This window comes from Micromonospora auratinigra (assembly GCF_900089595.1).
Classification (GTDB): Bacteria; Actinomycetota; Actinomycetes; order Mycobacteriales; family Micromonosporaceae; genus Micromonospora; species Micromonospora auratinigra.
This window is the reverse complement of sequence record NZ_LT594323.1, coordinates 5,464,502-5,489,680: the sequence shown is the minus strand read 5'-3', so window position 1 is coordinate 5,489,680 and position 25,179 is coordinate 5,464,502. Positions and strand designations below refer to the sequence as shown.

Annotated in this window: 32 protein-coding genes; 17 read left to right on the top strand and 15 right to left on the bottom strand. The window is 73.3% G+C overall.

The genetic code is table 11. The features are described 5' to 3' along the window. Positions 1-5 precede the first annotated feature (5 nt). Positions 6-875 (bottom strand): L,D-transpeptidase family protein, encoded by an 870-nt coding sequence (locus tag GA0070611_RS24910; RefSeq protein ID WP_091669083.1) that lies wholly within the window; start codon positions 873-875, stop codon positions 6-8. 174 nt (positions 876-1,049) lie between these two features. Here GA0070611_RS24910 and GA0070611_RS24905 point away from each other — a divergent pair, with 174 nt between their 5' ends. Further along, on the top strand, positions 1,050-2,729 hold the full coding sequence (locus tag GA0070611_RS24905) for a DNA repair helicase XPB (protein ID WP_091669079.1): 1,680 nt from the start codon (positions 1,050-1,052) through the stop codon (positions 2,727-2,729). 143 nt (positions 2,730-2,872) lie between these two features. On the opposite strand, the gene GA0070611_RS24900 is transcribed toward GA0070611_RS24905, so the two are convergent. Then, a complete protein-coding gene (locus GA0070611_RS24900) occupies positions 2,873-3,091 on the bottom strand; it encodes a winged helix-turn-helix domain-containing protein (protein WP_331715359.1) in 219 nt (72 codons plus the stop codon). Between the two features lie 330 nt (positions 3,092-3,421). Between GA0070611_RS24900 and GA0070611_RS24895 the strand changes: the two genes are divergently transcribed. The 5 genes from GA0070611_RS24895 to GA0070611_RS24875 all read left to right on the top strand — a co-directional run bounded on the left by GA0070611_RS24895 (position 3,422) and on the right by GA0070611_RS24875 (position 5,561). Then, complete coding sequence (locus GA0070611_RS24895) at positions 3,422-3,721, top strand: DivIVA domain-containing protein (protein ID WP_407940389.1); 300 nt, start codon at positions 3,422-3,424, stop codon at positions 3,719-3,721. Next, positions 3,718-3,987 carry a hypothetical protein gene (locus GA0070611_RS24890; protein WP_091669071.1) on the top strand — a complete coding sequence of 90 codons (270 nt, stop codon included), beginning with the start codon at positions 3,718-3,720 and terminating at the stop codon, positions 3,985-3,987. Before GA0070611_RS24895 ends, GA0070611_RS24890 begins: the two co-directional genes overlap by 4 nt. An 82-nt stretch (positions 3,988-4,069) precedes the next feature. Then, complete coding sequence (locus GA0070611_RS24885) at positions 4,070-4,684, top strand: maleylpyruvate isomerase mycothiol-dependent enzyme family protein (RefSeq protein WP_231921211.1); 615 nt, start codon at positions 4,070-4,072, stop codon at positions 4,682-4,684. A gap of 23 nt (positions 4,685-4,707) precedes the next feature. Then, the gene (locus GA0070611_RS24880) at positions 4,708-5,367 is read left to right on the top strand and encodes a hypothetical protein (protein ID WP_091669064.1); all 660 of its coding nucleotides are present in this window, start codon (positions 4,708-4,710) and stop codon (positions 5,365-5,367) included. 8 nt (positions 5,368-5,375) lie between these two features. Continuing rightward, on the top strand, positions 5,376-5,561 hold the full coding sequence (locus GA0070611_RS24875; protein WP_091669061.1) for a type II toxin-antitoxin system HicB family antitoxin: 186 nt from the start codon (positions 5,376-5,378) through the stop codon (positions 5,559-5,561). Here GA0070611_RS24875 and GA0070611_RS24870 read toward each other — a convergent pair. Then, positions 5,551-6,456, bottom strand: coding sequence for an RNA polymerase sigma-70 factor (locus GA0070611_RS24870; RefSeq protein WP_231921210.1), 906 nt, complete (start codon positions 6,454-6,456; stop codon positions 5,551-5,553). The two genes, GA0070611_RS24875 and GA0070611_RS24870, sit on opposite strands and share 11 nt — an antisense overlap. 156 nt (positions 6,457-6,612) lie before the next feature. Here GA0070611_RS24870 and GA0070611_RS24865 point away from each other — a divergent pair, with 156 nt between their 5' ends. Further along, the gene (locus GA0070611_RS24865; RefSeq protein ID WP_091669053.1) at positions 6,613-7,101 is read left to right on the top strand and encodes a carboxymuconolactone decarboxylase family protein; all 489 of its coding nucleotides are present in this window, start codon (positions 6,613-6,615) and stop codon (positions 7,099-7,101) included. A gap of 47 nt (positions 7,102-7,148) precedes the next feature. Here GA0070611_RS24865 and GA0070611_RS24860 read toward each other — a convergent pair whose 3' ends face one another. The 7 genes from GA0070611_RS24860 to GA0070611_RS24830 all read right to left on the bottom strand — a co-directional run bounded on the left by GA0070611_RS24860 (position 7,149) and on the right by GA0070611_RS24830 (position 12,184). Beyond that, the gene (locus tag GA0070611_RS24860; RefSeq protein ID WP_197675790.1) at positions 7,149-7,631 is read right to left on the bottom strand and encodes a DUF1877 family protein; all 483 of its coding nucleotides are present in this window, start codon (positions 7,629-7,631) and stop codon (positions 7,149-7,151) included. Between the two features lie 28 nt (positions 7,632-7,659). Then, positions 7,660-8,511, bottom strand: a complete 852-nt coding sequence (locus tag GA0070611_RS24855) for a GNAT family N-acetyltransferase (protein WP_091669049.1) — start codon at positions 8,509-8,511, stop codon at positions 7,660-7,662. Positions 8,512-8,593: 82 nt separating this feature from the next. Continuing rightward, complete coding sequence (locus tag GA0070611_RS24850; protein ID WP_091669044.1) at positions 8,594-9,217, bottom strand: hypothetical protein; 624 nt, start codon at positions 9,215-9,217, stop codon at positions 8,594-8,596. Then, positions 9,214-9,618 (bottom strand): YbaB/EbfC family nucleoid-associated protein, encoded by a 405-nt coding sequence (locus tag GA0070611_RS24845; protein ID WP_091669041.1) that lies wholly within the window; start codon positions 9,616-9,618, stop codon positions 9,214-9,216. Before GA0070611_RS24845 ends, GA0070611_RS24850 begins: the two co-directional genes overlap by 4 nt. Before the next feature lie 20 nt (positions 9,619-9,638). Next, the gene (locus GA0070611_RS24840; RefSeq protein WP_091669038.1) at positions 9,639-10,691 is read right to left on the bottom strand and encodes a hypothetical protein; all 1,053 of its coding nucleotides are present in this window, start codon (positions 10,689-10,691) and stop codon (positions 9,639-9,641) included. A 71-nt stretch (positions 10,692-10,762) separates the two neighbouring features. Then, on the bottom strand, positions 10,763-11,500 hold the full coding sequence (locus GA0070611_RS24835; RefSeq protein WP_091669034.1) for a TIGR03089 family protein: 738 nt from the start codon (positions 11,498-11,500) through the stop codon (positions 10,763-10,765). A gap of 75 nt (positions 11,501-11,575) precedes the next feature. Beyond that, the gene (locus GA0070611_RS24830) at positions 11,576-12,184 is read right to left on the bottom strand and encodes a TetR/AcrR family transcriptional regulator (RefSeq protein ID WP_091669030.1); all 609 of its coding nucleotides are present in this window, start codon (positions 12,182-12,184) and stop codon (positions 11,576-11,578) included. Between the two features lie 87 nt (positions 12,185-12,271). Here GA0070611_RS24830 and GA0070611_RS24825 point away from each other — a divergent pair, with 87 nt between their 5' ends. The 3 genes from GA0070611_RS24825 (at position 12,272) to GA0070611_RS24815 (ending at position 13,755) form a co-directional block, all read left to right on the top strand. Beyond that, the gene (locus GA0070611_RS24825) at positions 12,272-12,634 is read left to right on the top strand and encodes a DUF4267 domain-containing protein (protein WP_091669026.1); all 363 of its coding nucleotides are present in this window, start codon (positions 12,272-12,274) and stop codon (positions 12,632-12,634) included. Positions 12,635-12,650: 16 nt separating this feature from the next. After that, on the top strand, positions 12,651-13,145 hold the full coding sequence (locus GA0070611_RS24820) for a cupin domain-containing protein (protein WP_091669023.1): 495 nt from the start codon (positions 12,651-12,653) through the stop codon (positions 13,143-13,145). 121 nt (positions 13,146-13,266) lie between these two features. Beyond that, a complete protein-coding gene (locus tag GA0070611_RS24815; RefSeq protein ID WP_091669019.1) occupies positions 13,267-13,755 on the top strand; it encodes a hypothetical protein in 489 nt (162 codons plus the stop codon). Between the two features lie 43 nt (positions 13,756-13,798). On the opposite strand, the gene ligD (GA0070611_RS24810) is transcribed toward GA0070611_RS24815, so the two are convergent. Together ligD (GA0070611_RS24810) and ligD (GA0070611_RS24805) are read right to left on the bottom strand one after the other, a co-directional pair. Further along, positions 13,799-14,713 (bottom strand): non-homologous end-joining DNA ligase, encoded by a 915-nt coding sequence (gene ligD / locus GA0070611_RS24810; protein WP_091669014.1) that lies wholly within the window; start codon positions 14,711-14,713, stop codon positions 13,799-13,801. Beyond that, a complete protein-coding gene (ligD, locus tag GA0070611_RS24805) occupies positions 14,703-15,641 on the bottom strand; it encodes a non-homologous end-joining DNA ligase (protein ID WP_091669011.1) in 939 nt (312 codons plus the stop codon). The genes ligD (GA0070611_RS24810) and ligD (GA0070611_RS24805) overlap by 11 nt, the downstream gene beginning before the upstream one ends. Positions 15,642-15,726: 85 nt before the next feature. Here ligD (GA0070611_RS24805) and ku point away from each other — a divergent pair, with 85 nt between their 5' ends. Further along, positions 15,727-16,764 (top strand): non-homologous end joining protein Ku, encoded by a 1,038-nt coding sequence (gene ku, locus GA0070611_RS24800; protein WP_091669006.1) that lies wholly within the window; start codon positions 15,727-15,729, stop codon positions 16,762-16,764. A 57-nt stretch (positions 16,765-16,821) separates the two neighbouring features. On the opposite strand, the gene GA0070611_RS24795 is transcribed toward ku, so the two are convergent. Then, positions 16,822-17,214: a PPOX class F420-dependent oxidoreductase gene (locus GA0070611_RS24795; RefSeq protein ID WP_091669002.1), complete on the bottom strand. Its 393-nt coding sequence runs from the start codon at positions 17,212-17,214 to the stop codon at positions 16,822-16,824. A gap of 159 nt (positions 17,215-17,373) precedes the next feature. Here GA0070611_RS24795 and GA0070611_RS24790 point away from each other — a divergent pair, with 159 nt between their 5' ends. The 5 genes from GA0070611_RS24790 (at position 17,374) to GA0070611_RS24770 (ending at position 21,738) form a co-directional block, all read left to right on the top strand. Further along, the gene (locus tag GA0070611_RS24790; protein WP_091668999.1) at positions 17,374-18,030 is read left to right on the top strand and encodes an FKBP-type peptidyl-prolyl cis-trans isomerase; all 657 of its coding nucleotides are present in this window, start codon (positions 17,374-17,376) and stop codon (positions 18,028-18,030) included. Positions 18,031-18,168: 138 nt separating this feature from the next. Beyond that, entirely contained in the window at positions 18,169-19,011 is an 843-nt protein-coding gene (locus GA0070611_RS24785; RefSeq protein ID WP_167604509.1) for an SCO6745 family protein, read from the top strand. A gap of 37 nt (positions 19,012-19,048) precedes the next feature. Beyond that, positions 19,049-19,708: an HAD family hydrolase gene (locus tag GA0070611_RS24780; protein ID WP_091668993.1), complete on the top strand. Its 660-nt coding sequence runs from the start codon at positions 19,049-19,051 to the stop codon at positions 19,706-19,708. Between the two features lie 67 nt (positions 19,709-19,775). Then, positions 19,776-20,525 carry a MerR family transcriptional regulator gene (locus tag GA0070611_RS24775; RefSeq protein ID WP_197675789.1) on the top strand — a complete coding sequence of 250 codons (750 nt, stop codon included), beginning with the start codon at positions 19,776-19,778 and terminating at the stop codon, positions 20,523-20,525. Positions 20,526-20,724: 199 nt separating this feature from the next. Then, on the top strand, positions 20,725-21,738 hold the full coding sequence (locus GA0070611_RS24770) for an NADPH:quinone reductase (RefSeq protein WP_091668990.1): 1,014 nt from the start codon (positions 20,725-20,727) through the stop codon (positions 21,736-21,738). Positions 21,739-21,924: 186 nt separating this feature from the next. Here GA0070611_RS24770 and GA0070611_RS24765 read toward each other — a convergent pair whose 3' ends face one another. Next, entirely contained in the window at positions 21,925-23,574 is a 1,650-nt protein-coding gene (locus tag GA0070611_RS24765; protein ID WP_091668987.1) for a fatty acid--CoA ligase, read from the bottom strand. An 84-nt stretch (positions 23,575-23,658) separates the two neighbouring features. Here GA0070611_RS24765 and GA0070611_RS24760 point away from each other — a divergent pair, with 84 nt between their 5' ends. Continuing rightward, complete coding sequence (locus GA0070611_RS24760) at positions 23,659-24,150, top strand: NUDIX domain-containing protein (protein WP_091668984.1); 492 nt, start codon at positions 23,659-23,661, stop codon at positions 24,148-24,150. A gap of 28 nt (positions 24,151-24,178) precedes the next feature. Here GA0070611_RS24760 and GA0070611_RS24755 read toward each other — a convergent pair whose 3' ends face one another. Continuing rightward, positions 24,179-25,072, bottom strand: a complete 894-nt coding sequence (locus GA0070611_RS24755) for a DUF11 domain-containing protein (RefSeq protein WP_091668980.1) — start codon at positions 25,070-25,072, stop codon at positions 24,179-24,181. Positions 25,073-25,179 lie beyond the last annotated feature (107 nt).

Genomic DNA, 25,179 nt, shown 5'->3' with positions numbered 1-25,179 from the left:
GCGGCTCACGTCCCCGGGCGACGGCCGAAGACGACCACCCGGGTGCCGATCGAGCCCAGCTCCCAGAGGCGTACGGCGTCGGCGTGCAGCAGGTTCACGCAGCCGTGCGAGCCGATCGACTTCTCGTGCAGGTAGGTGGTGGTCTCGTGGAACCCGATCCCGCCGTTGAACTGCTGCCAGTAGGGCAGCCACACCTCGTACGGGTTGGACCACTCCTTCAGGTTCCGGCCGCCGACCGAGTAGCTGCCGGCCGGGGTGGCGTACCCGGCCATGCCGGTGCGGGTGACCGTCGGGCCCATGACCACGTTGCCGCCACGCATCGCCCAGACGGTCTGCCGGGTCAGGTCGACGCAGAAGGTGAGCCCCTTGCCGGCCCGGCAGCGGGACACCTCGGTGCCGGCGAGCCGCTGCGCCACGTCGTACGTGGTGGCGCCGGCGCGGCCGGCGGCGGGGCTGATCCCGTACCGGCGCTGGAACTTCTTGATCGCCGCGCAGTCGGCGGCCGACTGCTTGCCGTCGACGGTGACCTTCCCGAACCCGCCCAGCCGGGCCAGATAGGTCTCCACGGCGCGCTGGTGCTCGCCCTGCGGGCAGCCGGTGAACCCGCTCGGGCTCGGCTTCGCCGGGGCAGCGGGCGAAGTGGTGCGGCTGGGTTTCGGCGTGGCCGTCCGGCTCGGCGCCGCCGACGGGGACCCGGTCGTCCGGGCCGGTGTGGGCGGCGCGCTCGCCCCCGATGCTCGTTCCGTCTCGGCGACGGGCGCCGGGGCGGCCGCCCCGGTCACGTCGGCAGACGGATCGAGCGCGCACGCACCGACTCCGACCAGCACGACCGCAGCCAGGGCGACGACCCGTACGCCGAACCGGACACGCTTCATGGGCCCTCCCCTGGACAGTCGTCCCGCCTGCTAGACGTCTGGGGCCATCGTCCCGTTGCCTGTCCAGCGTGACTTTTTTCCGACACCGCCGGTCCGTGTAACACTGGATGGTCCGCCTGCGGCAGGTCAGCCGCGCTGCGGGCGACCCGGACCCGGGCGAGAGAGGACGCTGGCGTGAGCGGTGGACCACTGATCGTGCAGTCGGACAAGACCCTGCTGCTGGAGATCGACCACCCGGACGCGCAGGCCTGCCGGATGGCCATCGCGCCCTTCGCCGAGCTGGAACGCTCCCCCGAGCACGTGCACACCTACCGGCTGACCCCGCTGGGCCTGTGGAACGCCCGGGCCGCCGGCCACGACGCCGAGGGCGTGGTCGATTCCCTGATCAAGTACAGCCGGTACCCGGTGCCGCACGCGCTCCTGGTCGACGTGGCCGAGACCATGGACCGGTACGGCCGGCTCCAGCTCGCCAACGACCCGGCGCACGGCCTGGTGCTGCGCGCCCTCGACCGGCTGGTGCTGATCGAGGTGGCGAAGAGCAAGAAGCTCGCCGGCATGCTCGGCAACAAGATCGACGACGACACCATCCAGGTGCACCCGTCGGAGCGCGGCCGGCTCAAGCAGGCGCTGCTGAAGCTCGGCTGGCCCGCCGAGGACCTGGCCGGCTACGTCGACGGCGAGGCGCACCAGATCGACCTGGCCGAGGCGGGCAAGGAGGGCGGCAAGCCGTTCACCCTGCGGTCGTACCAGCGGGAGGCCGTGGAGGCGTTCTGGGCCGGTGGCTCCGGCGTGGTGGTGCTGCCCTGCGGCGCCGGCAAGACCCTGGTCGGCGCGGCGGCGATGGCCGAGGCGAAGGCCACCACCCTGATCCTGGTGACGAACACGGTCGCCGGCCGGCAGTGGAAGCGCGAGCTGATCGCCCGCACGTCGCTCACCGAGGAGGAGATCGGCGAGTACTCGGGCGAGCGCAAGGAGATCCGCCCGGTCACCATCGCCACGTACCAGGTGCTCACCTCGCGGCGCGGCGGCGCGTTCACCCACCTGGACCTGTTCGGCGCCCGCGACTGGGGCCTGGTCATCTACGACGAGGTGCACCTGCTGCCCGCGCCGATCTTCCGGTTCACCGCGGACCTCCAGGCCCGCCGCCGGCTGGGCCTCACCGCGACACTGGTACGCGAGGACGGCCGCGAGGGCGACGTGTTCAGCCTGATCGGCCCGAAGCGGTACGACGCGCCCTGGAAGGACATCGAGTCGCAGGGCTGGATCGCCCCGGCCGAGTGCACCGAGGTCCGGGTGACGCTGACCGACGCGGAGCGGATGGCGTACGCGACGGCCGAGGCCGAGGAGCGCTACCGGATGGCGGCCACCGCCCGCACCAAGCTGCCGGTGGTCAAGGCGCTGGTGGAGCGGCACCCGGCCGAACAGGTGCTGGTGATCGGCGGCTTCCTCGACCAGCTGCACCAGCTCAGCGAATACCTGGACGCGCCGATCGTGCAGGGGTCGACCACCAACAAGGAGCGCGAGCGGTTGTTCGACGCGTTCCGGACGGGTGAGGTTCGCACCCTGGTGATCTCCAAGGTCGGGAACTTCTCGATCGACCTGCCGGAGGCGGCGGTGGCGATCCAGGTGTCCGGGACGTTCGGGTCGCGGCAGGAGGAGGCGCAGCGGCTGGGGCGGGTGCTCCGGCCGAAGGCCGACGGGCGGCAGGCGCACTTCTACACGGTGGTCTCCCGGGACACCATCGACACGGAGTACGCGGCGCACCGGCAGCGCTTCCTGGCCGAGCAGGGGTACGCGTACACGATCGTCGACGCCGACGACGTACTGGGTCCGAAGCTGCCGACGGTCGACTGACGCCGGCTGCCCGGCGCCGCACCCGACGGCACGTGGATGCCTTCGCGCTCGCTACAAACTTGATGTCGTAACCGATTCGCAGAGCCCTGGCGCGACGGCGCACGCCGCCCGTTACGGGTCGTGGCGCCTGACGCGCAGGAGGTTCAGGGCCCCACCTGGTCAGCCGCTTGATCATCGCCGCTCACGTACACGCCCTTGCCTTGATGGCCCTCCACCAGCCCCTCCGCCTGCAGGATCAGCAGCGCGGACCGGACCGGCTCGGCGGAGACGCCGTAGTGGGCAGACATCTCGCGCAGGGACGGCAGCTTGGCACCCGGGTGATACTCGCCCGAGCTGATCTTGTCGCGGATGTCCTGCGCGATGCGCTGACGGTCTGGAATTCAGGGCATGGCAACTCCTGGTAGGCCCCAAGATCCTCCCACGCCTTCGCGGCGGCAGCCAACACTTCGCGTGCTTAGCATGCTCAGCTCTTGAACTTTGCATGCTTTGCATTGTATGTTGACGACCGGAAGCCCGGCACTGGATCGCCTGGTAGGCAACCGGCCCTCCCGGTTGGGCATCCCCGCGCTGGCACGGCTGACTCCCGTCCGTCGGCTGTGCCAGCACCCAACGTCTCAGTGCACGCAACCCACTGCCACCCAGAGCCCAGCACCCCACTCATCAGCGCGACCCGAGGAAGGGCGGTCATCTTCGTGCGCAACCTGCTCGGCCGGCTGACCCGCCGGCACCACGCTCCGCAACCCGCACCGGCCGACACCCGGCCGCTGAACCGCACCCCGCTGCGCCCCTGGCAGGTGCGGGACCGGTGCTTCAACGTCCGCCGCCGGGGCGTCGACCCGGTCGAGATCCGCGCCTTCCTGCACCGGGTCGCCGACGAACTGGCCGTCGCCCAGACCGCCCTGGCCGCGGTGCAGGAGGAGAACGTACGCATCAAGAACGCCCTGCGCGCCTGGCAGAGCGCCCAGGCGGCGAGCCACCGTTACCACCGATGACCGACCGCTGGGTGATCCACCTTCCGGTCACCGCGCCGGACCTGCACCGGGCGCGGATCTTCGCGCGCACCGCCGCCCGGGTGTTGGCGCAGCTCAGCGCCCGGGTCGAGCCGGGCGGGGTGACCGTGTCGACGGAGGACGAGCAGTGCGTACGCCATTGGGTGTTCTGTGACCGGCCGTTGCCGGACGGCGGTGGCCGGTGCGCGCTGCCGGTGGACCACGGCTCGGCGTGCGCGCGACGCGCGCCGTGGCTCGGCCGGCGGTGAACCCACCTCATGTGCGACTCGGATTGTCGGACCCTTCCGACAGGCTGACCCTCCGCGTCTCACCCCTGGAGGAAACGTGCCGGTGACCGCCGACGATCTCGACGCCGCGGTGTCCGACGTCGTTGCCGCCCTGCGGCCCGCCACCAGCCTGAACTGGTCGGTGCGAGCGGGCGACCTGGAGTGGGACTGCTGGCACACTGCCGAGCACCTCGGGGACTGCCTGCTGTCGTTCGCGGGTCAGCTCGTGGCGCGCCCGGGGGATCGGTTCGTGCGGTTCATGGCGACCGCCGACCAGGACGCCGCCCCGGCGGAGATGCTGGAGTTCGTCGAGGTGGCCGGTCGCCTGCTGGCCGCAGCGGTCCGCATGACCAGCTCCGACGTGCGGGCCTTCCACCCGGCGGGTCTGTCCGATCCGGCGGGCTTCGCCGCGATGGGCTGCGTGGAGACGCTCCTGCACGGCGAGGACATCGCCCGCGGCCTGGGCCGGTCCCTCGATCCGCCGCGTGACGTGTGCGCCCGGATCCTCGCCCGACTCTTCCCGCAGGCGGCGCACGAGGTGACCGGGGTGGATCCGTGGGCCGCGCTGCGCTGGTGCACCGGCCGGATCGAGCTGCCCGGACGCACCCGGCTGTCCGAGTGGCAGTGGCACGCCGCCCCGGAGGCCGTGGGCCTCCACCGGCAGGGGCTGCCCGCGTGAGGCCGGGAGGCTACGGTCGCCCGATGTACCGGATCGAGATCACGTCGACGCCGGCCGTGGCCGGGGACCGGAACACCGTGGGTGGCTGGCCGTTGCTGGACGCGGACCAGCCGTGGCCGGTGTGCGAGTGCGGCAGCCGCATGGCGCTCTTCTTCCAGCTGGACGTCCCGGCGGACATCCCCACCTTCGGCGGCGAGCATCTGCTGGCCTTCCAGTGCCCACGGCACAATGACGCCTGCCTCCCGACCGCCGAGCGGCTTCCCCCGCGGTACTGGGAGCAGCCGCCTGCCCCGAACGAGCTGGCGTTCTGGCGCGTCCTGCTCCAGCGGGCCGGGGTGCCGGCTGACACCGCCGACCCCTACCTCCAGCCGCTGCGGCTGAGCCTCGCAGCGGCCGAGGAGCGCCACGGGAAGGGCAGCGCCGGCGTGTGGGCGTTCAAGGTCGGCGGGCGTCCGGTGTGGAGTCAGGAGGCGGAGCACTACCGCTGCGCGTGCGGCTCCGACCTGGCCTTTCTCCTTCAGGTGCCGGAGAACTTCGGCTTCCCCAAGCGGCCCGAGGCGGCGGAGCAGGTCGACACGTTCAACGGGAACGAGTACGGCATGTTCCTCGGCAACGACGTGTACCTCCTCGCCTGCCCGGCCCGCTGCGATCCGGCGGCCGTCTGGCCGGTCAACCAGAACTGAGGTTGCTGATGACGTACACCGCGAGCTGCGTACGCTCCGACGGCTGGTGGGCGATCAGCGTGCCGGAGGTCGAGGGTGTGTTCTCCCAGGCCCGCCGTCTCGACCAGGTCGAGGCGATGGCGCGGGAAGCCATCGCCCTCATGCTCGACGTCGACCCGCAGAGCTTCGACATCACGGTGCGGGTCAGCGGCTGAGGGTCGTCTCCCGGTCCATGTGGGAGAGCTTCTCCGGGTTGCGCACCGCGTAGATGCCGGTGATCAGGCCGCCGTCGATGCGCAGCGCCACCACCGAGTCCAGCTCGCCGTCGAGCTGGACGACCAGCGCCGGGTGCCCGTTGACCTGAGTCGGCCGCCACGACGTGCTGCCGGGGATCTTGCCCCAGCCGCCGGCCAGCAGGCGGGCCACCTTGTCGGCGCCGAGGATGGGACGCGGGACGGCCTGCTTGATGCCGCCGCCGTCGCCGAGGAGCACCACGTCGGGGGCGAGGATGTCGAGCAGGCCCTGGATGTCGCCGGTCTCGACGGCCCGCTGGAACGCGTCCAGCGCGCCCCGGGTCTCGGCGGGCGACACGGGCTGGCGGGGGCGGCGCGCGGCGACGTGGGCGCGGGCACGGTGGGCGATCTGCCGGACCGCCGCCGGGGACTTGTCGACGGCCTCGGCGATCTCGTCGTACCCGAGATCGAAGACCTCGCGGAGCACGAAGACCGCGCGTTCGGTCGGCGCGAGGGTCTCCAGCACCAGCAGCATGGCCATCGAGACGCTGTCGGCCAGCGCGACGTCCTCGGCGATGTCGGGAGCGGTGAGCAACGGCTCGGGCAGCCAGGGACCGACGTACGACTCCTTGCGGCGGCCCAGCGTGCGCAGCCGGGTGAGCGCCTGGCGGGTGGTGATCCGCACCAGGTACGCGCGCTGGTCGCGCACCGTCTCCAGGTCCACCCCGGCCCAGCGCAGCCAGGTCTCCTGGAGGGCGTCCTCCGCGTCGGCGGCCGAACCCAGCATCTCGTACGCGACGGTGAAGAGCAGGTTGCGGTGGGCGAGGAACGCCTCGGTGGCCGGGTCGGGGCGGTCGGTCTGCGGCGTACCCACCATGGTCGGCTCCTCTGCCCTCTCGACGGTGTCCCCCATTCGATGCCGGCCGCGGCGATGGTGTGACACCCGGGCGCTGTGGCCCTGGTCACCGTCACGGGGGAGGGTGCGCCGGCATCTCGTGTTCGTCAACGGCACGCCACGAGTGAGGACGCAACGATGGACGACGCCCGATTCAACATGTTCGGCAGCGAGACCGCGACGAAGTTCTTCAAGCGCTTCGCCAACGCCGGCCTGGTGGTGCAGCAGTCGACGCTGCCGAAGGCCACCCAGGAGCTGGTGTCGCTGCGCGCCAGCCAGATCAACGGTTGCGGCTGGTGCATCGACATGCACACCACGGAGGCGCTGGCCGGCGGTGAGAGCCCGGTGCGGCTGAACCTGGTCGCCGCGTGGCGCGAGTCGACCGTGTTCACCGAGGCGGAACAGGCCGCGCTGGCGCTCGCCGAGGAGGGCACCCGGCTCGCCGACGCCGCCCAGGGTGTCTCGGACTCCACGTGGGAGCTGGTGCGCAAGCACTACGACGACGAGCAGGTGGCCGCGCTGGTCTGCCTGGTGGCGCTGATCAACGCGGCGAACCGGCTCGCGGTGATCGTGCACCAGAAGGGCGGCTCGTACCAGCCGGGGATGTTCGCCGCCGCGCTGGGCTGACCCTCGCGCCCGCCCGGGACGGAACGGTCCCGGGCGGGCGACGTCGGTCAGTCCCACCAGAGGGCGACCGCGAGCCGGTGCCCGGCGGCGTACCGGTAGAAGTCGGACAGTGCGCTGACGTGGCGGTGCAGGTACGGCCGTGGGTGTCCGGCGAAGTCGGGCAGGCCGAGGAGCGCCGCGGCGGCTGCCGCATCCGCCGGTACGGCCGCCAGCACCACGGTCGGGTCGAGCGCGCCGAGCGCCTGCGCGACGTCGGCCACCGCCGCCGGTTCCAGCGCGGTGACCGGCTCGTCCACCCACGGGGCCGGGCCGATCGCCACGTCGCCGGTCAGCGCACGGCGCAGGGCGTCCGTGGGGACCGCGCCGAGCTCGGCGGCCCGCAGCAGCGGCGCCGGGGACCAGTCGAGGTCCAGGTACGCGGTGGACGGCAGCAGCTCGTACCCGCAGAGCCGCGCCAGTTCGTCGGCGGACGCCCGGCAGGCGGCGAGCCGGTCGGCGGAGAGTCGGGCGAGCTGCTGCGTCACGGCCACGGGTGCAGTGTTCCAGGACGGTCGATGCTCAGGGGCGGCGCAGGTAGCGGGCGCGGCGGCCGGCGTCGCGGAACCCGAGCCGCCGGTAGAGCCCGGCCGCCGGGTTGTCCTCGTTGACGCAGAGCCACGCCTGACCGGCCCTGCTCCCGGCCAGCCCGCGCAGCGCCTCCGCCACCAGCCACGCCCCGACCCGCCGGCCGCGCCAGGCGGGCAGCACGCCCACCTGGTCGATCCAGTCGTCGATGACGGTGAGGAAGCCGATCGCGCTGCCGTCCGCCGCGCGGGCCAGCATCGACAGCTCGGGCCGGTAGCCGTCGTCGTCGCGCAGGTCGCCCAGCCACTCGTCGGCGGCCGGGTCGGGGAAGCCGGGCCGGTCGGCGAAGGACGCCCGGTAGGTGGCGAAGAGTTCGGGCCCGAGGGTGGCCGGTTCGTGGCGTACCCCGGTGGGGGCCGGCACGTCGGGCCGGGCGTCGAGGTCGTGCCGGAGCACCCACTCGCCGAAGGTGCGCCGCAGCCCGCACGCGCCGAACAGGGCGTCCGCGTCCGGGCCGTCCGTCTCGGTGGTGACCAGCAGGTCCGTGTCGCCGGCCTGCGCGCCGGCCCAGTCGAGCAGCCGGGTGCCGATGCCCCGCCCCCGCCACGCCGGGTGCACCAGGCCGGTGGCGCTGACCGGCGCGCGGTCCGTGCCGGCGCTGACGGCCGCGACCAGCTCGACGCCGTGCCAGGCGCCGAGGGTACGGGCCTGCACCAGCCGCGCCCGCAGCAGCGGGGTACGGCTGAACAGCGGCAGCCCGCCGTCGGCGGCGAGGCACGCCTCGGCCAGTCCGGCCAGCTCGGGCAGCGCCTCCTCGCCGTACTCCCGCCAGGTCAGCCCGTCCATGGAATCCTCCCGCCCTCGACGAACCCGCCGACGGTACGGCCGGACCGGGCCCACGCGCTCGCGCATTTCGCGCCGGCGGCAGTCAGCCGGGCAGGGCGCCGAGCAGGGCCCGGAGGCGGCGCTCGCGGCGGAAGCGGCCCGCGTAGAGGCCGACCTGCCAGGCGGCGGGGCTGCCCACCCGGTCCCGCCAGTGCTCGGCCAGCGGGCGGGTGTCCTCGTCGGCCAGCAGCGCCGCCGTCACCTCGGGCGGCACGTCCAGCACGAGGATCGGGCTGCCCGGGCGGTCCCGCTCGACCCGGACGCCGGTGAGCGCGCCGACCGGGAGCCGCAGGTCCCAGAAGGACGGGTCGGTGGGGTCGGCGTCGGCCAGCTCGTCGGCCCAGACGCCGCGCAGCCGGCCCCGCACCTCCCCGTCGGCGACCCGGAGCATCGGGTGCCCGGCACCGCAGGCGTACCAGGCGCCGGCACCGAGGGTGAGCAGCGGATAGGGCAGCGCGATGGCCGCCCCGACGGCGAACGGGACCACGCCGGGCAGGCCCAGCGGCACGCCGAAGAGGAGCAGCAGCAGGAACGCGGCGGCGGCCAGGGCGAGGACGGCCAGCAGGGTCGCCGGGTGCATCCGGTAGCCGGCCCGGACCGGCCGCAGCGCGCCGAGCACCCGCAGCACGGGCCGGCGCATCCGCAGTTCCGGCGCGGTCGCGCTCATGACCGACCGGGGTCGCCGCGCAGCTGTTCGAGCCGTTGCCGCTGCTCGTCGACCAGCCGCTGGTAGCGGGCGACCTGTTCGCGCGCCTGGCGGACCGCGTCGGTGCCGTACCCGTCGGCGCTGCCGGTCACCTGGGCGACCATGCCGGCCAGGTTGGCGCCGGCCGCGTCGGTGGCCCGGCCGGCGGCGGCCAGGATCGCCTCGCGCAGCTCGTACGTCTGCATCCGCCGGGTCTCCGCAGCCAGGTCGAGGTCGACGAGGCGGCCGCCCGGTGCGCAGGTCACGCGCACCAGACCGGTGTCGTCGACGCCCTCGGCGGTGAGGTCCTGCACGCTCGCGGCGAACCGGTTCGCCTGCTCGGCCATGCCCTCGATGCGCCGTCGCACGTCGGGGTCGATCACGGGGTCTCCCTTCCCGTCGGTCAGGCGAAGTTCTCGCCGACGCGGAACTCGGTCAGGTCCGGCGTGCCGGCGGCACCGTCGTCCGGCAGCGTCATCAGTTTGAGGAAGTCCTTGGCCAGGCCGTTGATCAGCGCCACGACCAGCCCGCCGAGGGTGCTCACCGCCGCCACCATGCTGGTGACGGACGCGCTCATCGCCGCCCCGGCCGCCTCGATGACCGGTTCGAGGCCGAGAGCCAGACCGGGCACGAGTTCGGCGGCGCGCATGGCGATCAGCCAGGTCAGGAACGGCCCGGTCATGGCCAGCAGGCCGAGCCACAGGCCACCGAGGGCGATCTCCAGCGAGTGCAGCGCCTCGCCGAGGGTGCGGATGAACGCGCCGAGCTCGTCGAGGTGCGCCTTGAGGTTGGTGGCCATGATGACGAAGCTGTCCTTGCCCTGCCCCTTCCAGGTGCCGGTGGCCAGCGAGCAGATCTTGTCGAAGTTGGCGTTGAGCGCCTTCTGGAGCTGGTCGCCGTGGCGGATCAGGTCGGAGCCGGCCTGCGCGATGCCGACCGGATTGGCCACGAACAGCGCGGCGCCGGCCACGCCGACGATGAACGTCGGGCAGAGCGCGGCGCAGGCCGCCATGCCGGCCATGACGCCGCCGATCTCGGCGAGGGTGATCGAGGCGCCGGCGGTCGCGGCGGTGGCGAGCACCGCCGGGTCGGTGACCAGTCGGGCGGTGCCCGTCCGGGCGTACGCGTCGCCGAAGCCGCCCGTCGGGGCGGGCGTGCCACCGAACCCGCTGACGTGCAGGTCCTCGGCCCGGTCGTACTGGTCGGCGACCACGCCGAGCTTCGCGCCGATCTGCCGGCACACCTCCGCCGCCCCGCGTACGTCCGCGGTGAGGAACTCGACGCGCTGGAGGTAGAGCGCCTCCGCCCAGGACAGGGCGATGCCGAAGCCGGGCGGGTCGATCGCGCCGTCGCGGACGATCTCGTCCGCCTGCTGCGCGTAGTCCTCGGCGATGGTGGTGCCGAGGGTGCGCCCATGGATGCGGACGTCGTCCGGGTCCACGCTGAAATCGGCCACTGTGCCCTCCCGGTGGGTTCCCCGGGCATCGTAGGCGATCACTGCGCCGCCGACCGTCCCGCGCGGCGGCCTCAGAGCACGCGGGTGACCTGTTCGGCGGCGGCCACCGAGTCGCGGCGGGCGGGGTCGAGGTGGGCATGGACGACCACCGAGGCACCGGCGGCGAGCGGGGCGAGCAGCCACTTCAGCGGCTGTTCGTGCTCGGCCGCGTCGACCAGCAGCCGGTCACCGGCCCGCAGGCCGAGCTGGTCGGCGACCTCGGCGGCGAGCCGCCGCCAGGCACCCTGGCTGGTGCCGTCGGCGGTGGCCGGGTCGGCCGGGTGGACGGCGGCACGGTCCGGCGGGGTGGCCGGCTGCCGCAGCACCTCGGCCGACCAGTCGAGCCAGCCCGGTGGCACCTCGGCCAGCGGCCCCGGCCCGGTGCCGACCAGGTAGCGGTGGGTGCCGTCGGGCACGTCCTCCAGCCAGTCGTCGAGCCGCTCCGGGGTGACGAACACCGCGTCGTACGGCAGCTCCGCGCCCGGTTCGAGGACCGGCAGGCCGGCGGTGGCCCGGGGCCGGAACGACACCGCCATCCCCACCGACCAGGCGCCCACCAGGATCGCGGCGCTACGCCAGTGCGGCGGCAGCAGCACCGCGACCCGGCTGCCCGGCCCGAGCCCGCAGCCGTCGCGCAGCAGCGCGGCGCTGCGCGCCGCCCACTCGCCGAGCTGCGGCGCGGTCAGCGCGGTGCGCTCCCCGGTCCGGTCGTCGTGGTACGTGAACAACGCCGCGTCAGCGACGACGGGTGGCATCGTCCCGGTGTCCATCGCTGTCCCCTCCCGCGTGCCGGCCCGACCACTCTAAAGACCGCCGTGGTGCCGGCCCACTCGGAGCCGGGCGCGTCACGCCCGCCGCGAGTCCGTGCCGGGGGTCGTCCCGCCGCAGGTGAACCGGTCCACGAGCAGCGCCAGCCGCCGCTCGTGGCCGGCGCGCCGGAGCCGGCCGCTGCCCATCAGCGAGATCAGCCCGTGCAGCCCGCTCCAGAAGGCCTCGGTGAACGCCTCCAGGTCGTCGTCACCGGCGAACGGGCGCAGGGTCTCGGCCAGCTCGGCGAAGGCCCGGGCCAGGTCGACCGGCACGTCCCGGGTGGCGAAGGGGAGCACCGTGGGCAGGTTGAAGATCGCGTCGTAGAGGGCGGGCCGGCGCTCGGCGAACGCGGCGTACGCCCCGGCGATGCCGGCCACCGCCTGCCGTGGGTCGGTCGCGGCGGCCCGGGCGGCGGCGAGTTCGTCCGCCAGCTCACCGCAGCCCTGCACGGCGACCGCCGCCATGATGGCGTCCTTGCCCTTGAAGTGGCTGTAGAGCACGGGCTGGCTGTACTCGATCTCGGCGGCGAGCCGCCGGGTGGTGACCGCGTCCCAGCCCTCCGCCTCGGCCAGCTCCCGGGCCGCGACGACGATCGCCCGTTCCCGTTCCGCCCGCTCGCGTTCCCGCCGTGCCTGGATCGACATGAGCCGACCCTAGCACCGCTAGCGAAGCTGCCGTCGACATGCTAGCTTCGCTCTTGAATCTAGCGCTGCTAGCAAAAGGAGTCAGCCATGTTCGCCTACGGGCTCGCCGTCGTCCTCAGCCTCTTCTGTGTCTTCATCGGCGCCCGGTTCCTGCTGGCGCCCCGGGCCTCGGCCGCCGGCTACGGCGTGCCGGTCACACCGGACGGGGACACCGCCTACCTCACCGTCAAAGGGCTGCGCGACCTGAGCTACGGCCTGCTCGGGCTGGCGCTGATCGCCTTCACCGACGCCGAGGCGGTCGCCTGGTACATGCTGATCGTCGCGCTCAACCCGCTGGGCGACACCGTCAACGTGCTGCGGCACGGTGGCACCAAGGCGGTCGCCTTCGGCATCCACTTCGCCACCGCCCTGGTGATCCTGCTCGACGCCGCCCTGCTCTTCGCCCACTGACCGACAGGAGTCACAGATGTCCCTGATCTCGCCCGACTTCACCGAGTCCGTCGTCGTCCGGGCGGCCGACGCCGAGGCGGTGGGACGATCACCCGCCGTCACCCGCCTGCTCGCCGACAGCAGCGCCACCGGCGGGGCCCTCTCCACCCACCGGGTCACCCTGACGGACGGCGCGAACGGTGCCCGGCCACACCACCACGCCAACTCCGCCGAGCTGTTCTATCTGCTCGACGGCACCGCCCAACTCCTCTCCGGCGAGCAGGTCGTCACCGCCGGACGGGGCGACCTGGTGATCGTGCCGCCCGGCCTCGCGCACGCGTTCGCCGCCGCACCCGGCGAGGACGCCGACATCCTCATCGTCATCACGCCGGGCGTCGAGCGGTTCGGGTACTTCCGGCACCTGGAGCGGATCGCGTACGGGAAGGTGCCGCCGGAGAGCCTGCTGGAGGTGCAGGAGCTCTACGACACGTACTTCCAGCAGAGCGCCGCCTGGGAGGCCGCCCGCCGCTGACCGCGCGGCCGTCAAGCCGGCTGCCGGTTTCCGCAACGGGCGTGCCCTTCCGTGACCCGCTGACCGAACCTGAGGGTCCGAAGTAGGCGTGCCGGCCGGCACGCCCGTCCGGAGGAGGATCATGAAGGTACGCAGCCTGGTACGGATGTCCGTGGCGGCCCTGACGCTCGCCGGTGCGCTGACGGCCACCGCCGCCCCGGCCACCGCCGCCCGGTCGGAGTCGGTCCAGTCGGTCGCCACGGCCACCACGGCGCTCGACGTCCAGCTGTTCAAGCCGGCGTCGTGCTCGACCAGCTGGACGTTCCGCGACATGTGGGGCTACGTCGGCACCTTCAAGTGCGGCAGCTCGGTGATGCAGGTCGACTGGTCCGGCAGCGGCCGGTACGAGTACTTCGGGGTCGCCCCCGACCGGAGCATCTGGCACTCGTGGTCGAGCAGCCACGGCTTCGTCCGGATGCCCAACGGCGGTCGGGCGGACACCGCGCACTGGGCGTCGGCGACCAGCTCGGGTGCCCGGACCGTGTCCGTCCACGTCTCCGGCAGCGGCTACTGGTGCGCCACCGACTACGCGGGCGACAGCGCCAGCTGGAACGCGTGGCGTCGCTGCTGACCACCGGCGGGTGGTGTCCGTCCCCCCGGGCGGGCGCCACCCGTCACCGGCCCGGCAGCTCCGGGCCGCCGTCGAGCAGCGGGGCGAGCAGGTCGCCGGACTTCGCGACCCGCTCGAGCACCTCGTCGGCCGTGTACGGACGGGTCGACGGTCGCTTCCCGGCCGCACCGGCGGACACCTCGTCCCACGTCAACGGCGTCGACACCGACGGCACGGCCTGGGCGCGCAGCGAGTACGGCGCGACCGTCGTCTTCGCCGCGTTGTTCTGGCTCCAGTCGATGAAGACCTTGCCGGGGCGCAGGTTCTTCGCCATCTTCGACACGATCAGCTTCGGGTGCTCCCGCTCCAGCTCCTGGGCGATCCGCTTCGCGTAGTCGGAGACGACGTCGGCGGACTGGGTACCGGCGATCGGGCAGCAGAGCTGCATGCCCTTCTTGCCGGACGTCTTCGGGTACGCCTCGACCCCGTCGGCGGCCAGCCGGTCGCGCATCAGCAGCGCCACCCGGCAGCACTGCTTCAACGCCGCCGGGGCGCCCGGGTCCAGGTCGACCACCATCATGTCGGGGTGCCCGCCCACCTTCCACTGCGGCGTGTGCAGCTCCAGCGCGGCCAGGTTGGCCAGCCAGACCAGGGTAGGCAGATCGTCGGCGACCACGTAGTCGATGGTCTCCCGCCCCTTGCTCGACCCGGGGGCGGGCAGCGTCTCGGTGCGTACCCAGGACGGGGTGGCGGCCGGTGCGTTCTTCTCGAAGAACGACCCGCCGTCGACGCCGTTCGGGAAGCGGATCCGGGTCACCGCCCGGTCCCGCAGGTGCGGCAGCAGCACCGGGGCGATCCGGGTGTAGTAGTCGATCACCTCACCCTTGGTGAAGCCGGCCTTCGGGAAGAGGACCTTGTCCAGGTTGGACAGCTCCAGCGACCGCCCCTCGACGTCCACCTTGAGCCGCTCAGCTGACATCGTCGACCTCCTCCGCCGGCTTGTCCGGGCGCAGGCGCAGGATCCGGGGGAAGCGCAACCGCCCGTCCGGGGTGCGCTGGCCGTACTTCACCTCCACCACCACCTGCGGAGTTACCCAGATCGCGCCCCGGGCATCCTCGCGCGGCACGTCCCCGGCGAACGGCGACGCGCCGGAGCGCAGCGGCTCCAGCTCACGCAGCAGCTCCCGTTCGATCGCCGCGCCGATCCCGCCGCCCACCCGCCCCCGGTAGACCAGCCGGCCGTCCGGCCCGGGCACCCCCACCAGCAGCCCGCCGATCCGGCGCGCGCCCGGCCGCCAGCCGCCCACCACGAAGTCGGCGGTGACCTCCAGCTTGACCTTCACCCAGTCGGGCGAGCGCACCCCGGGCCGGTAGAGCGAGTCGACCCGCTTGGCCATCACCCCCTCCAGGCCGTGCTCGCCCGCCGCCTCGTAGGTGGCCGAGCCGTCTCCGAAGACCGGTGGCACCGCCCAGCGGGCCGCGCCGAGCCCGAGCGACTCCAGCGCCGCCCGCCGCTCCCGCCAGGGCCGCCCGGTCAGGTCCTCGCCGCGCAGCCGCAACAGGTCGAAGATCATGTACGTGACCGGGACGGTCGCCGCCAGCCGGGCCGCCTTCGCCGCGTTGCGCACGTGCATCCGCTCGGCGAGGGCGGTGAACGAGGGCTGCCCGTCGGTGAAGAGCACCACCTCACCGTCGAGCAGCGCGTCGTCGACCTGCTCGGCCAGGGTGATCAGCTCCGGGTACGCGACGGTGATGTCCACGCCCGAGCGGGCGTACAGGTGCTGGCGGTGACCGACGATGTCGGCGAGCGCCCGGACACCGTCCCACTTGAACTCGTACGCCCAGCCGGCACCGGCCGGGAGCTGCCCGGTCATCGCGAGCATCGGCTTCAACGGCGCGCCGGGCACCTCTCGACTGTAGTAGGGCGCGGAAGAGCGTGCGGTGCGTTCGATCGTTTGCGATCCTGGTCAGAACCGGGGAGAGGAGCGCGGGATGCGGGCGATCTGGAAAGGAGCGGTGTCGTTCGGCCTGGTGTCGATCGGGGTGAAGGTCTACTCGGCCACCGAGGAGAAGGACATCCGCTTCCACCAGGTGCACCGCGAGGACGGCGGCCGCATCCGCTACAAGCGCACCTGCTCGGTCTGCGGCGAGGAGGTCACCTACGACGACATCGCCAAGGGGTACGACATCGGCGGCGGCGAGATGGTCATCCTCACCGACTCCGACTTCGCGGACCTGCCGCTGACCACCTCGCACGCGATCGACGTGCTGGAGTTCGTCCCCGCCGAGCAGGTCGACCCGATCCTCTACAACAAGGCGTACTTCCTGGAGCCGGAGGGCACCGCCACCAAGCCGTACGTGCTGCTGCGCGACGCGCTCGCGGACTCGGAGCGGGTGGCGATCGTCAAGGTGGCGCTGCGCCAGCGCGAACAGCTCGCCACCCTGCGGGTACGCGAGGGCGTGCTGCTGCTCAACACGATGCTCTGGCCGGACGAGGTGCGTACCCCCGACTTCGGTTTCCTGGACGAGGACCTGAAGGTGCGGCCGCCGGAGCTGGCGATGGCCAGCTCGCTGATCGACTCGATGGCCGGCGAGTTCGAGCCGGACGCCTTCACCGACGACTATCGGGCGGCGTTGCAGGAGGTCATCGACGCGAAGGTCGAGGGCCGAGAGGTGGTCCAGCCGGAGGAGGAAGAGGCCGCGCCGGCCGCGGCGGTGGACCTGATGGCCGCGCTGAAGGCGTCGGTCGAGCGGGCCCGGGCCGCGCGCGGCGAGACGCCCTCGGGCGGCGGGGCCGAGCCCACCCCCATCTCGTCGGCCCGCTCGGCGCAGAAGGCGGCCGCCGCCAGGAAGGCCCCCGCGAAGAAGGCGGCGGAGAAGAAGGCCCCGGCGAAGAAGACCGCCGAGAAGAAGACGCCCGCGAAGAAGGCGGAGCCGGCGAAGAAGACGGCCGAGAAGAAGACGGCGGCCAAGAAGGCCCCGGCGAAGAAGACCGCCGAGAAGAAGGCCGCGCCCCGCAAGACCGCCTGAGGTGTGGGGAAGGGCCCCTTCACCCGCACCAGGCGTTGAGAAGGGGCCCTTTTCGCCTCAGCCGCGGCCCAGCTTCTCGGTGGGGGTGATGCGGACGATGACGCGCTCCTCGCCGGGACGGCGGAACGGGTAGGTCTCCTGGCCGAGGTACTTCTGCGCCATCCGGTCGATGTGCGCGTCCGCGCCCTCGGTGACGAACTCGGCGGTGCCCTTCACCCAGAGCGTGCGGAAGTCGTCGGCCTTGTCGACGACCGACACCGCGACGACCGGGTTGCGGGACATGTTGAGGTACTTCTGCCGGCCCTTGGCCGTGTTGAACACGATGTGCTCGCCGTCGGTGTCCACCCAGACGGGGGTGACGTGCGGGGTGCCGTCGGCCTCGATCGTGGCCACGTGGGCGAGCTGCGGTTCGGCGAGCAGGGCCAGGTCTTCTTCGGTGAGGATCGCCATGGTCGTGAAAATACTCCCGGAAACCGCCACGGACCCGCCACCTGTCCGATCCCGCGGCGGGACGCAGGAGCACACCGGGCGTCCGGGCGGGTACCGTGTGCGCTGGCCTCGGCGGCGGCCCGCCGGGGGCGCACCCACCCCAGTCAGCAGGGAGTCGACGTGAGCGAGCGTGTGCAGAACCGGTCGGCGGGCCAGGGCCCGGGCACCAAGGCGGAGCGGCGGCTCGCCGCCCAGCTGGCGGCGAAGAAGGCCGCCGAGGCCCGGCGTCGCCGGCAGTCGATGCTGGGCGCCTTCGTCGGCGTCCTCGCGGTGGCCGCGCTGATCGGTGGCATCGTCTGGCTCAACAGCGGCGACGACGACAAGAAGACCCAGAGCGCCGCCAGCCCGTCGGCCAGCGCGATCACCGAGCCCACCGCCGCCGCCCCGGCGCTGCCCGAGGGGGCCGACCCGGCGCTGAAGACCAAGCCCAAGGTGACCCCCGGCACCGGCGAGCTGAAGAAGCTCACCGTCAACACCCTGATCAAGGGCAAGGGCCCGGCGGTGAAGAAGGGCCAGCAGATCACCACGAACTACGTGGGCGTGTTCTACAAGGACGGCAAGGAGTTCGACGCCTCCTGGAACAACGGCCAGCCGGCCACCTTCGCGATCGGCGTCGGCCAGGTCATCCCCGGCTGGGACCAGGGCCTCGTCGGCGTGCCGGTGGGCAGCCGGGTGCAGCTCGACATCCCGGCCGAGCTGGCGTACGGCAACTCCGGTGAGGGCGGCCGGCCGGCCGGCCCGCTGCGCTTCGTCGTGGACGTGCTCGCCGCGCAGTAGGTCACAACGGGCTTCCGCCCGCTCGCCTACCCGCAGTAGGTTCAAGGTCACCGTGGGCGGTCCACCGTCCACGGTGACCTGCTCACCGACGCGGAGGTGCACGTGGCGGCGCTGGACGACCCCGGGCTGGCCCGGGTGATGTGGACGCACTTCGAGCCGGTCCACGCGGTGACCTACTTCCACCCGCGGGCCCGGGCCGCGTACGAGGCGGTCGGGCTGCGCGGCTACTGGCGGGGCTACTTCGCCGGCCGGGCCGCCCCGCTCGGGCCGGTCGACGCGCCGGCCGTGACCGCCGCGTTCTTCAGCTTCGCGCCGCCCATGGTGGCCCGCGCGCTGCCCTCGGTGTGGCGGCTGGTCAGCCCCGAGGAGGCGCTGCGCGCCCGGCTCACCGGCGCGGTGCAGGCGCTCGCCGAGTTCACCTACGAACTGCCCGAGGCGCACCTGGTCGAGGCGGCCGAGCTGCTGGAGGAGGCCGCCGGCCGGGTGCAGACCGCCGGCCGGGTGCTCGGCGCGGTCAACGCCGCCCTGCCCCGGGGCGAGTACCCGCTGGCCCGGCTCTGGCAGGCCGCCACCACGCTGCGCGAGCACCGGGGCGACGGGCACGTGGCGGCGCTGGTCACCACCGGGCTGGAGCCGGACGAGGTGGTCGCCTGGCGGTGCCGGGTCGACCAGTCCCGCGAGTTCCACCAGCGGGCCCGGGGCTGGACCGACGACGAGTGGGCCGCCGCCGAGGAACGGCTGGTCGAGAAGGGCTGGCTGCACGCCGACCGGACCCCCACGGAGCACGGCACCGCGACGTTCCGGGCCGCCGAGGAGGCCACCGACCGGGCCGCGCTCGGCCCGTGGCGGGCACTGGGCGCGGAGCGTACCGGGCGGCTGCGCGAGCTGCTCGACCCGATCGCGAGCCGGTGCCGCACGATCATCCCGGCGAAAGCGCCGATCGGCCTGCCCGCCCAACGGTCGGTCACCCCCACCGGCTGAACCACCCGGCCGCCGGCCGTCGGGCAGGATGGGCGGCATGGTGGACGCGGTGCTCTTCGACCTCGACGGTGTGCTCGTCGACTCCGAGCCGGTCTGGGAGGAGGTCCGGCGGGCGTACGTGGCCGCGCACGGGGGCACCTGGCAGCCGGACACCCAGCGCCGGCTGATGGGGATGAGCACCGGCGAGTGGGCCGCGTACCTGAGTGGTGAGCTGGGCGTCGACCGCAGCGCCGAGCAGGTCGCCACCGAGGTGGTGGCCGAGATGACCCGGCGGTACGCGCAGCGCGTACCCCTGATCGACGACGCCGACGCGGTCGTGCGCCGGATCGCCGCGCGGTGGCCGCTGGGGCTGGCCAGCTCCTCCCCCACCCGGCTGATCGCGGCGGCGCTGGACGCGACGGGCCTGGCCGACGCGTTCGGCGCGACCCTGTCGACGGAGGAGACCGCCCGGGGCAAGCCGGCGCCGGACGTCTGGCTGGCGGTGGCGGACCGGCTCGGGGTGGACCCGGCCCGCTGCGTGGCGGTCGAGGACTCCTCCAACGGGGTCCGGTCGGCCGCCGCGGCCGGGATGCGGGTGGTGGCGGTGCCGCACGGCTCGTACCCGCTCGACGCGGACGCCGAGAAGCTGGCGGCGGTGCTGCTCCCCGCGATCGACGCGCTCACCCCCGAAGTGGTCGAACACGCGGCTTGCTCCTGACGCGGCGTCAGGTCATAGCGTCGGTCGCGTCGCCGCAGAGCGCGGTGACGGCGAGAGGGAGTGGGACGTGGTGGCCACCTGGCGGATCGGTGAGCTGTGCCGGCGTACCGGACTGACGGTCCGGACCCTGCACCACTGGGACCACGTGGGGCTGCTGCGGCCGTCCGGGCGCAGCGCGACCGGGCACCGGCTCTATGCCGAGCGGGACGTGGACCGGCTGTACCGGATCGTCGCGCTGCGCGAGCTGGGCCTGCCGCTGGAGACCATCGGCGCGCTGCTGGACGGGGACGGGACCGGTGGGCCGGATCTGGCCACGCTGCTCGGCGAGCACCTGGCGCACGTGCAGCGGCAGCTCGCCGCGCTCGGTGGGCTGCGCGACCGGCTGACCGCGCTGGTGCCGGCCGTCCGCGCCGCCGGGAGCGCCACGTCCGTCGACCTGCTCGCCCTGATCGAGGAGGTGACCAAGGTGGACGAGACCATCAAGAACTACTTCACCGAGGAGCAGCTGGCCGAGCTGGCGCAGCGGCGGGAACGGCTCGGTGAGGACGCCGTACGTGGGGTGCAGGAGGAGTGGCCGACGCTGATCGCCTCGGTCCAGGCCGAGCTGGACGCGGGCACCGACCCGGCCGAGCCGCGGGTGCGGGCGCTGGCGAAGCGCTGGATGGAGCTGCTGGAGGCCTTCCACGGCGGCGACCCGGGGCTGCGCGACTCGCTCTACCGGATGCAGGCGGAGAACAGCACCGAGATCGCCCGCCAGTACGGCGGCCCGTCCCCGGAGCTGATCGACTACGTGAAGCGCTCCGTGGCGGCGGCCTGACCTGCTCCCTGCCCCCGCCCCGCTCGCCGTCGCGACGCGCGGGGCGGGCGGGGGGCCGCGTGGTCGGCCACCGGTTCGTCCCACACGTCACCCTCCTGCCGTCGACTGTCCCGTTGTACGTTCCGCGGGGCCGGCCGGATCGGAATGATCAGGGACCGGCGGGGTAGCGCAACGGCACGGCGACGGTGAGGGGACGGCGATGAAGTCGATCGTGTTCGAACGCAACGGGGACGCCTCGGTGCTCCAGCTGGTCGACCGACCGGTGCCCGAACCGGGCCGCGGCGAGGTGCTGGTGCGGATGGCGGTGTCCGGGGTGAACCCGACGGACTGGAAGGCCCGCCAGGCGTGGCCGCTGCCGGCGGGCTGGCAGATCCCCCACCAGGACGGCGCGGGCGTGATCGAGGCGGTCGGTGAGGGCGTCGACCAGATCCTGATCGGCGAACGGGTGTGGATCTGGGAGGCGGCCTGGCAGCGGCCGTGGGGCACGGCCAGCGAGTACAGCGTGGTGCCGGTCCGGCACGCGGTGCCGCTCGGTTCGGCCTCGTTCGACCTGGGCGCCGCCCTCGGCATCCCGTTCATGACCGCGCACCGCTGCCTGACCGCCGGCGAGTTCATGCCGGACAAGCTGCACGCCGGGGCGCTCAGTGATCACGTGGTGCTGGTGCAGGGCGGGGCGGGCGCGGTGGGCAACGCGGCGATCCAGCTCGCCCGGTGGGCCGACGCCTGCGTGATCGCCACGGTGAGCGGCCCGGAGAAGGCGCAGCTCGCGGCGGCGGCCGGGGCCAGTTTCGTGATCAATTACCGGGAGCAGGACGTGGTCGAGGAGGTCCGCAAGGTCGCGCCCGACGGGGTGCACACGATCGTCGAGGTCTCCGCCGCCCGGAACGCGGCCGCCGACGTGCAGGTCCTGCGTACCGGTGGCGCGGTCTGCGTGTACGCGGACGACGGCGGGGGCGAGGTCACGTTGCCGATCCGGCCGCTGATGGGGCCGAACGCGCGCTGGCAGTTCGTGCTGGTCTACACCGCGCCGAAGGTGGCGAAGGCGCAGGCGGTGACCGACGTCGCGGCGGCGGTGGCGCAGGGCGCGATCCGGGTCGGCGAGGACGCCGGCCTGCCGCTGCACCACTATCCGCTGGCCGCCACGGCGGCGGCGCAGGACGCGGTGCAGCAGTCGGTGGTGGGAAAGGTCCTGGTCAGCACCAGTGAGGCGTGAAGGACCCCGGGCACGGATTTCCCCGAGATCGGGACAGAGGCGAACAAGTTTCGCGAGAATGACGGTGCGGGTCGCCCCGCGATGGACGGGCGGCCCCGGCGCGGTGCGAACGCCGGGGCCGCCCTCTGGGGAGGGATGCCGTAAAGCTCGTCCCTACCCGTGCAGGCGACGGTACGCCGGAAAGTGTTACGGCGCGGCCAGTTCGCTGACCTCGAGGTCGCCCTCGGCGTACCGGGAACGCACCACCTTCTTGTCGAACTTGCCGACGCTGGTCTTCGGAACCGCGTCGATGAACGCCCAGCGCTCCGGCAGCTGCCAGCGGGCCACCGACTTCGCCAGGAAGTCCCGCAGCTCGGCGGCGGTGACCGAGGCGCCCTCCCGGACCACCACGGTGGCCAGCGGGCGCTCGTCCCACCGCTCGTCCGGTACGCCCACCACGCAGGCCTCCAGCACCGCCGGGTGCGCCATCAGGGCGTTCTCCAGCTCGACCGAGGAGATCCACTCCCCGCCCGACTTGATCACGTCCTTGGCCCGGTCGGTCAGCGTCAGGTAGCCGTCGGGCGAGAGCGTGCCGACGTCCCCGGTGCGCAGCCAGCCGTCGCGGAACTTCTCGGCGTCCGGGGTCTCGTCCCCGACGTACCGGGCGGTCACCCACGGCCCGCGGACCTCCAGCTCACCGACGGAGGTGCCGTCGGCGGGCAGCGGCTCGCCCAGCGGGCCGACGATCCGCGCGGCCACCCCGGCCGGGACGCGGCCCTGCGTGTAGCGGTAGCGCCAGGCCTGGTCGCCGGTCGCGCCGGCCGGCGGCCGGGAGACCGAGCCCAGCGGGGACATCTCGGTCATCCCCCAGGCGTGGATGACGTCGATGCCGTGCCGCTCGTGGAAGGCGTGCATCAGCGCGGGCGGGCAGGCCGAGCCGCCGACGATCACCTCCTTGAGCGAGGAGGTGTCCACGTCGTGGCTGTCCAGGTAGCCCAGCAGGTCGGTCCAGATGGTCGGCACCGCGCCGGCGAGGGTGGGCCGCTCGGCGGCGATCATCTCGGCGATCGGGGCGGCCTGGAGGAACCGGTCCGGCATGATCAGCGACGCCCCGGAGAGGAACGCCGCGTACGGCAGGCCCCAGGACATCGCGTGGAACATCGGCACGATGGCCAGCTCGCGGTCGGTCGGGCCGAGGCCGAAGCCCTCCGGCATGCAGACCTGGAGCGAGTGCAGGTAGATCGAGCGGTGCGAGTAGGCGACGCCCTTGGGGTTGCCGGTGGTCCCGGAGGTGTAGCAGAGCGCGGCCGCGTCGCGCTCGTCCACCTCGGGCCAGTCGTAGGACTCCGGCCGGTCGGCCAGCAGGGCGTCCCAGTGGTGTACGGCGATCCGGTCGCCGGCCGCCGCCACCAGCGGGGCCGGGTCACCGCCCCCGACCACCACCACGTGCCGTACCGTGGTCATCTCGCCGATCACCCGGGCCAGCAGCGGGATCAGCGTGCTGTCGACCAGCACCACCCGGTCCTCGGCGTGGTTGGCGATGTAGGCCACCTGGTCCGGGAAGAGCCGGATGTTGAGGGTGTGCAGCACCGCGCCCATGCTCGGCACGGCGAAGTACGCCACCAGGTGCTCGGTGTTGTTCCACATGAAGGTGGCGACCCGCTCGTCGCCGGTCACCCCGCACTCGTCGCGCAGCGCGTGGGCGAGCCGGGCGGCGGTGCGGCCGACCTCGGCGTACGACATCCGGCGGGGCTCGGCACCGGTCCAGGTCACGACCTCCGCCGTGCCGTGCACTCCGGCACCGTGTTCGAGGATCCGCGCGATCTGGAGGGGGGCGTCCATCATCGTGCTACGCATGGGTAACAACGTAGTGTCGCCGGTCACACCAGCGGAACCCCCGGATCGGCGGACCCGGCCCGGCCGGCTGCGTAGATTGTCCGGGTGAGCATCTCCTGGGCCGACTCGTACGTGGGGCAGCTCCGGGCCCTGGCCGGCGACCGTACCCTGATGTTCGTCGGCGCTCGCGCGGTGGTCCGGGACAACGCCGCCCGGGTGCTGCTGATCCAGCGCTCCGACAACGGCCAGTGGGCGATGCCGGCCGGCGCGATGGAGCTCGGCGAGTCGATCGCCGACTGCGCCGTCCGGGAGGTCCGCGAGGAGACCGGCCTGCGGGCCCTGCGGGTCAGCGCGTTCGCCCTCTACACCGGCCCGGACCGCACCCACACCAACATGTACGGGCACACGTACCAGATCTTCACCACGGCGTTCCGGGTCGAGGAGTGGGACGGCGAGCTGGCCCGGGTGACCGACGAGACCACCGACGCCGGCTTCTTCCACCCCGAGGAACTGCCCGCGCCGCTCTCCGCCAGCGTCATCGAGACCCTCGCCGACCTGGACGTCTTCGAGCAGACCAACCGGCTGATCCTCAAGTAGCCCGAGGACCAGCCGGCGGCTCGGTGCGTCAGGCCTGCGGCGTCACGTAGTGGTAGTCCGCCGTCGCGTCGTTGCCGTTGTCGTCCCGCCACTCGACGCCCGACGTGGTGACCCGCGCCGGCACCGAGAACCGGTCGTCGAGGTTGCCCGCCGGAGCAGTCATCGGCACGGTCAGCGCCACGGTGGCGGCCGGGTCGAGCGGACCGGCGACACAGGCCACCTGGGTGGCGGACACGTCGCACTGCCACGCGGTGTCACCGGTCGGCGGACCCGTCACCGTGAAGCCGGGCGGCACCTCGACCACCAGCCGCACGTCGGCGGCCGGACCGGTGCCGTTGTTCTTCGCGGTGAACAACGGCTGGATCGGACCACCATCCGGCGAGATGTCCGTCTCCGCCCAGACGCCGGTGTCCGCCCCGGGGTAGAGCGACAGGTCCGCGTACCGGCCGTAGGTGGTCCGGACGGCGGCCGTGTTGTTGGTCCGGGTGACCTCGCGGGCGGTGGTCGACACCGTCGCGTCGATGGTGGCAACCGTGCCGGCCGGGGCCATCGGCAGCGCGAGGTAGACGCGCAGCGGCTCGGCGCTGCCGCCGGCCGGCACCGGCCCGAGACTGCCGGTGCAGACGGACGTGGCGTAGTCGCACCGCAGGAGTGTCTCGCCCGCGATGGTGGTGCCGGCAGGCAGCCGGAACGAGATGGTGGCGTCGTCCGCCGCCGCCGCACCGACGTTGTCGACGGTGGCCCGGACCACCGCGACCGCCCGGCCGTACGAGTCGAGCTGGGTCTCGGTGGTGCTGAGGCCGATCCGCAGGTCGGCCCGGGGGGCCGGCCCGGCGAGAGCCGGCGCGGTGGGCGCGAGCGTCGCGGCGGCGGCCAGGCAGAGCAGGGTGGTTCCGGTACGCAGGATGCGCTGGGAGGTCATGACGTCCCTTGTTCGCAGGGGGCCACCCCGGGGCTCTCACACCCGGTGGGGGCGGCCACGACCGGCGCCCCCGTCGACGCCGGTCGAGGAGCCGCACGTTCGCGGCA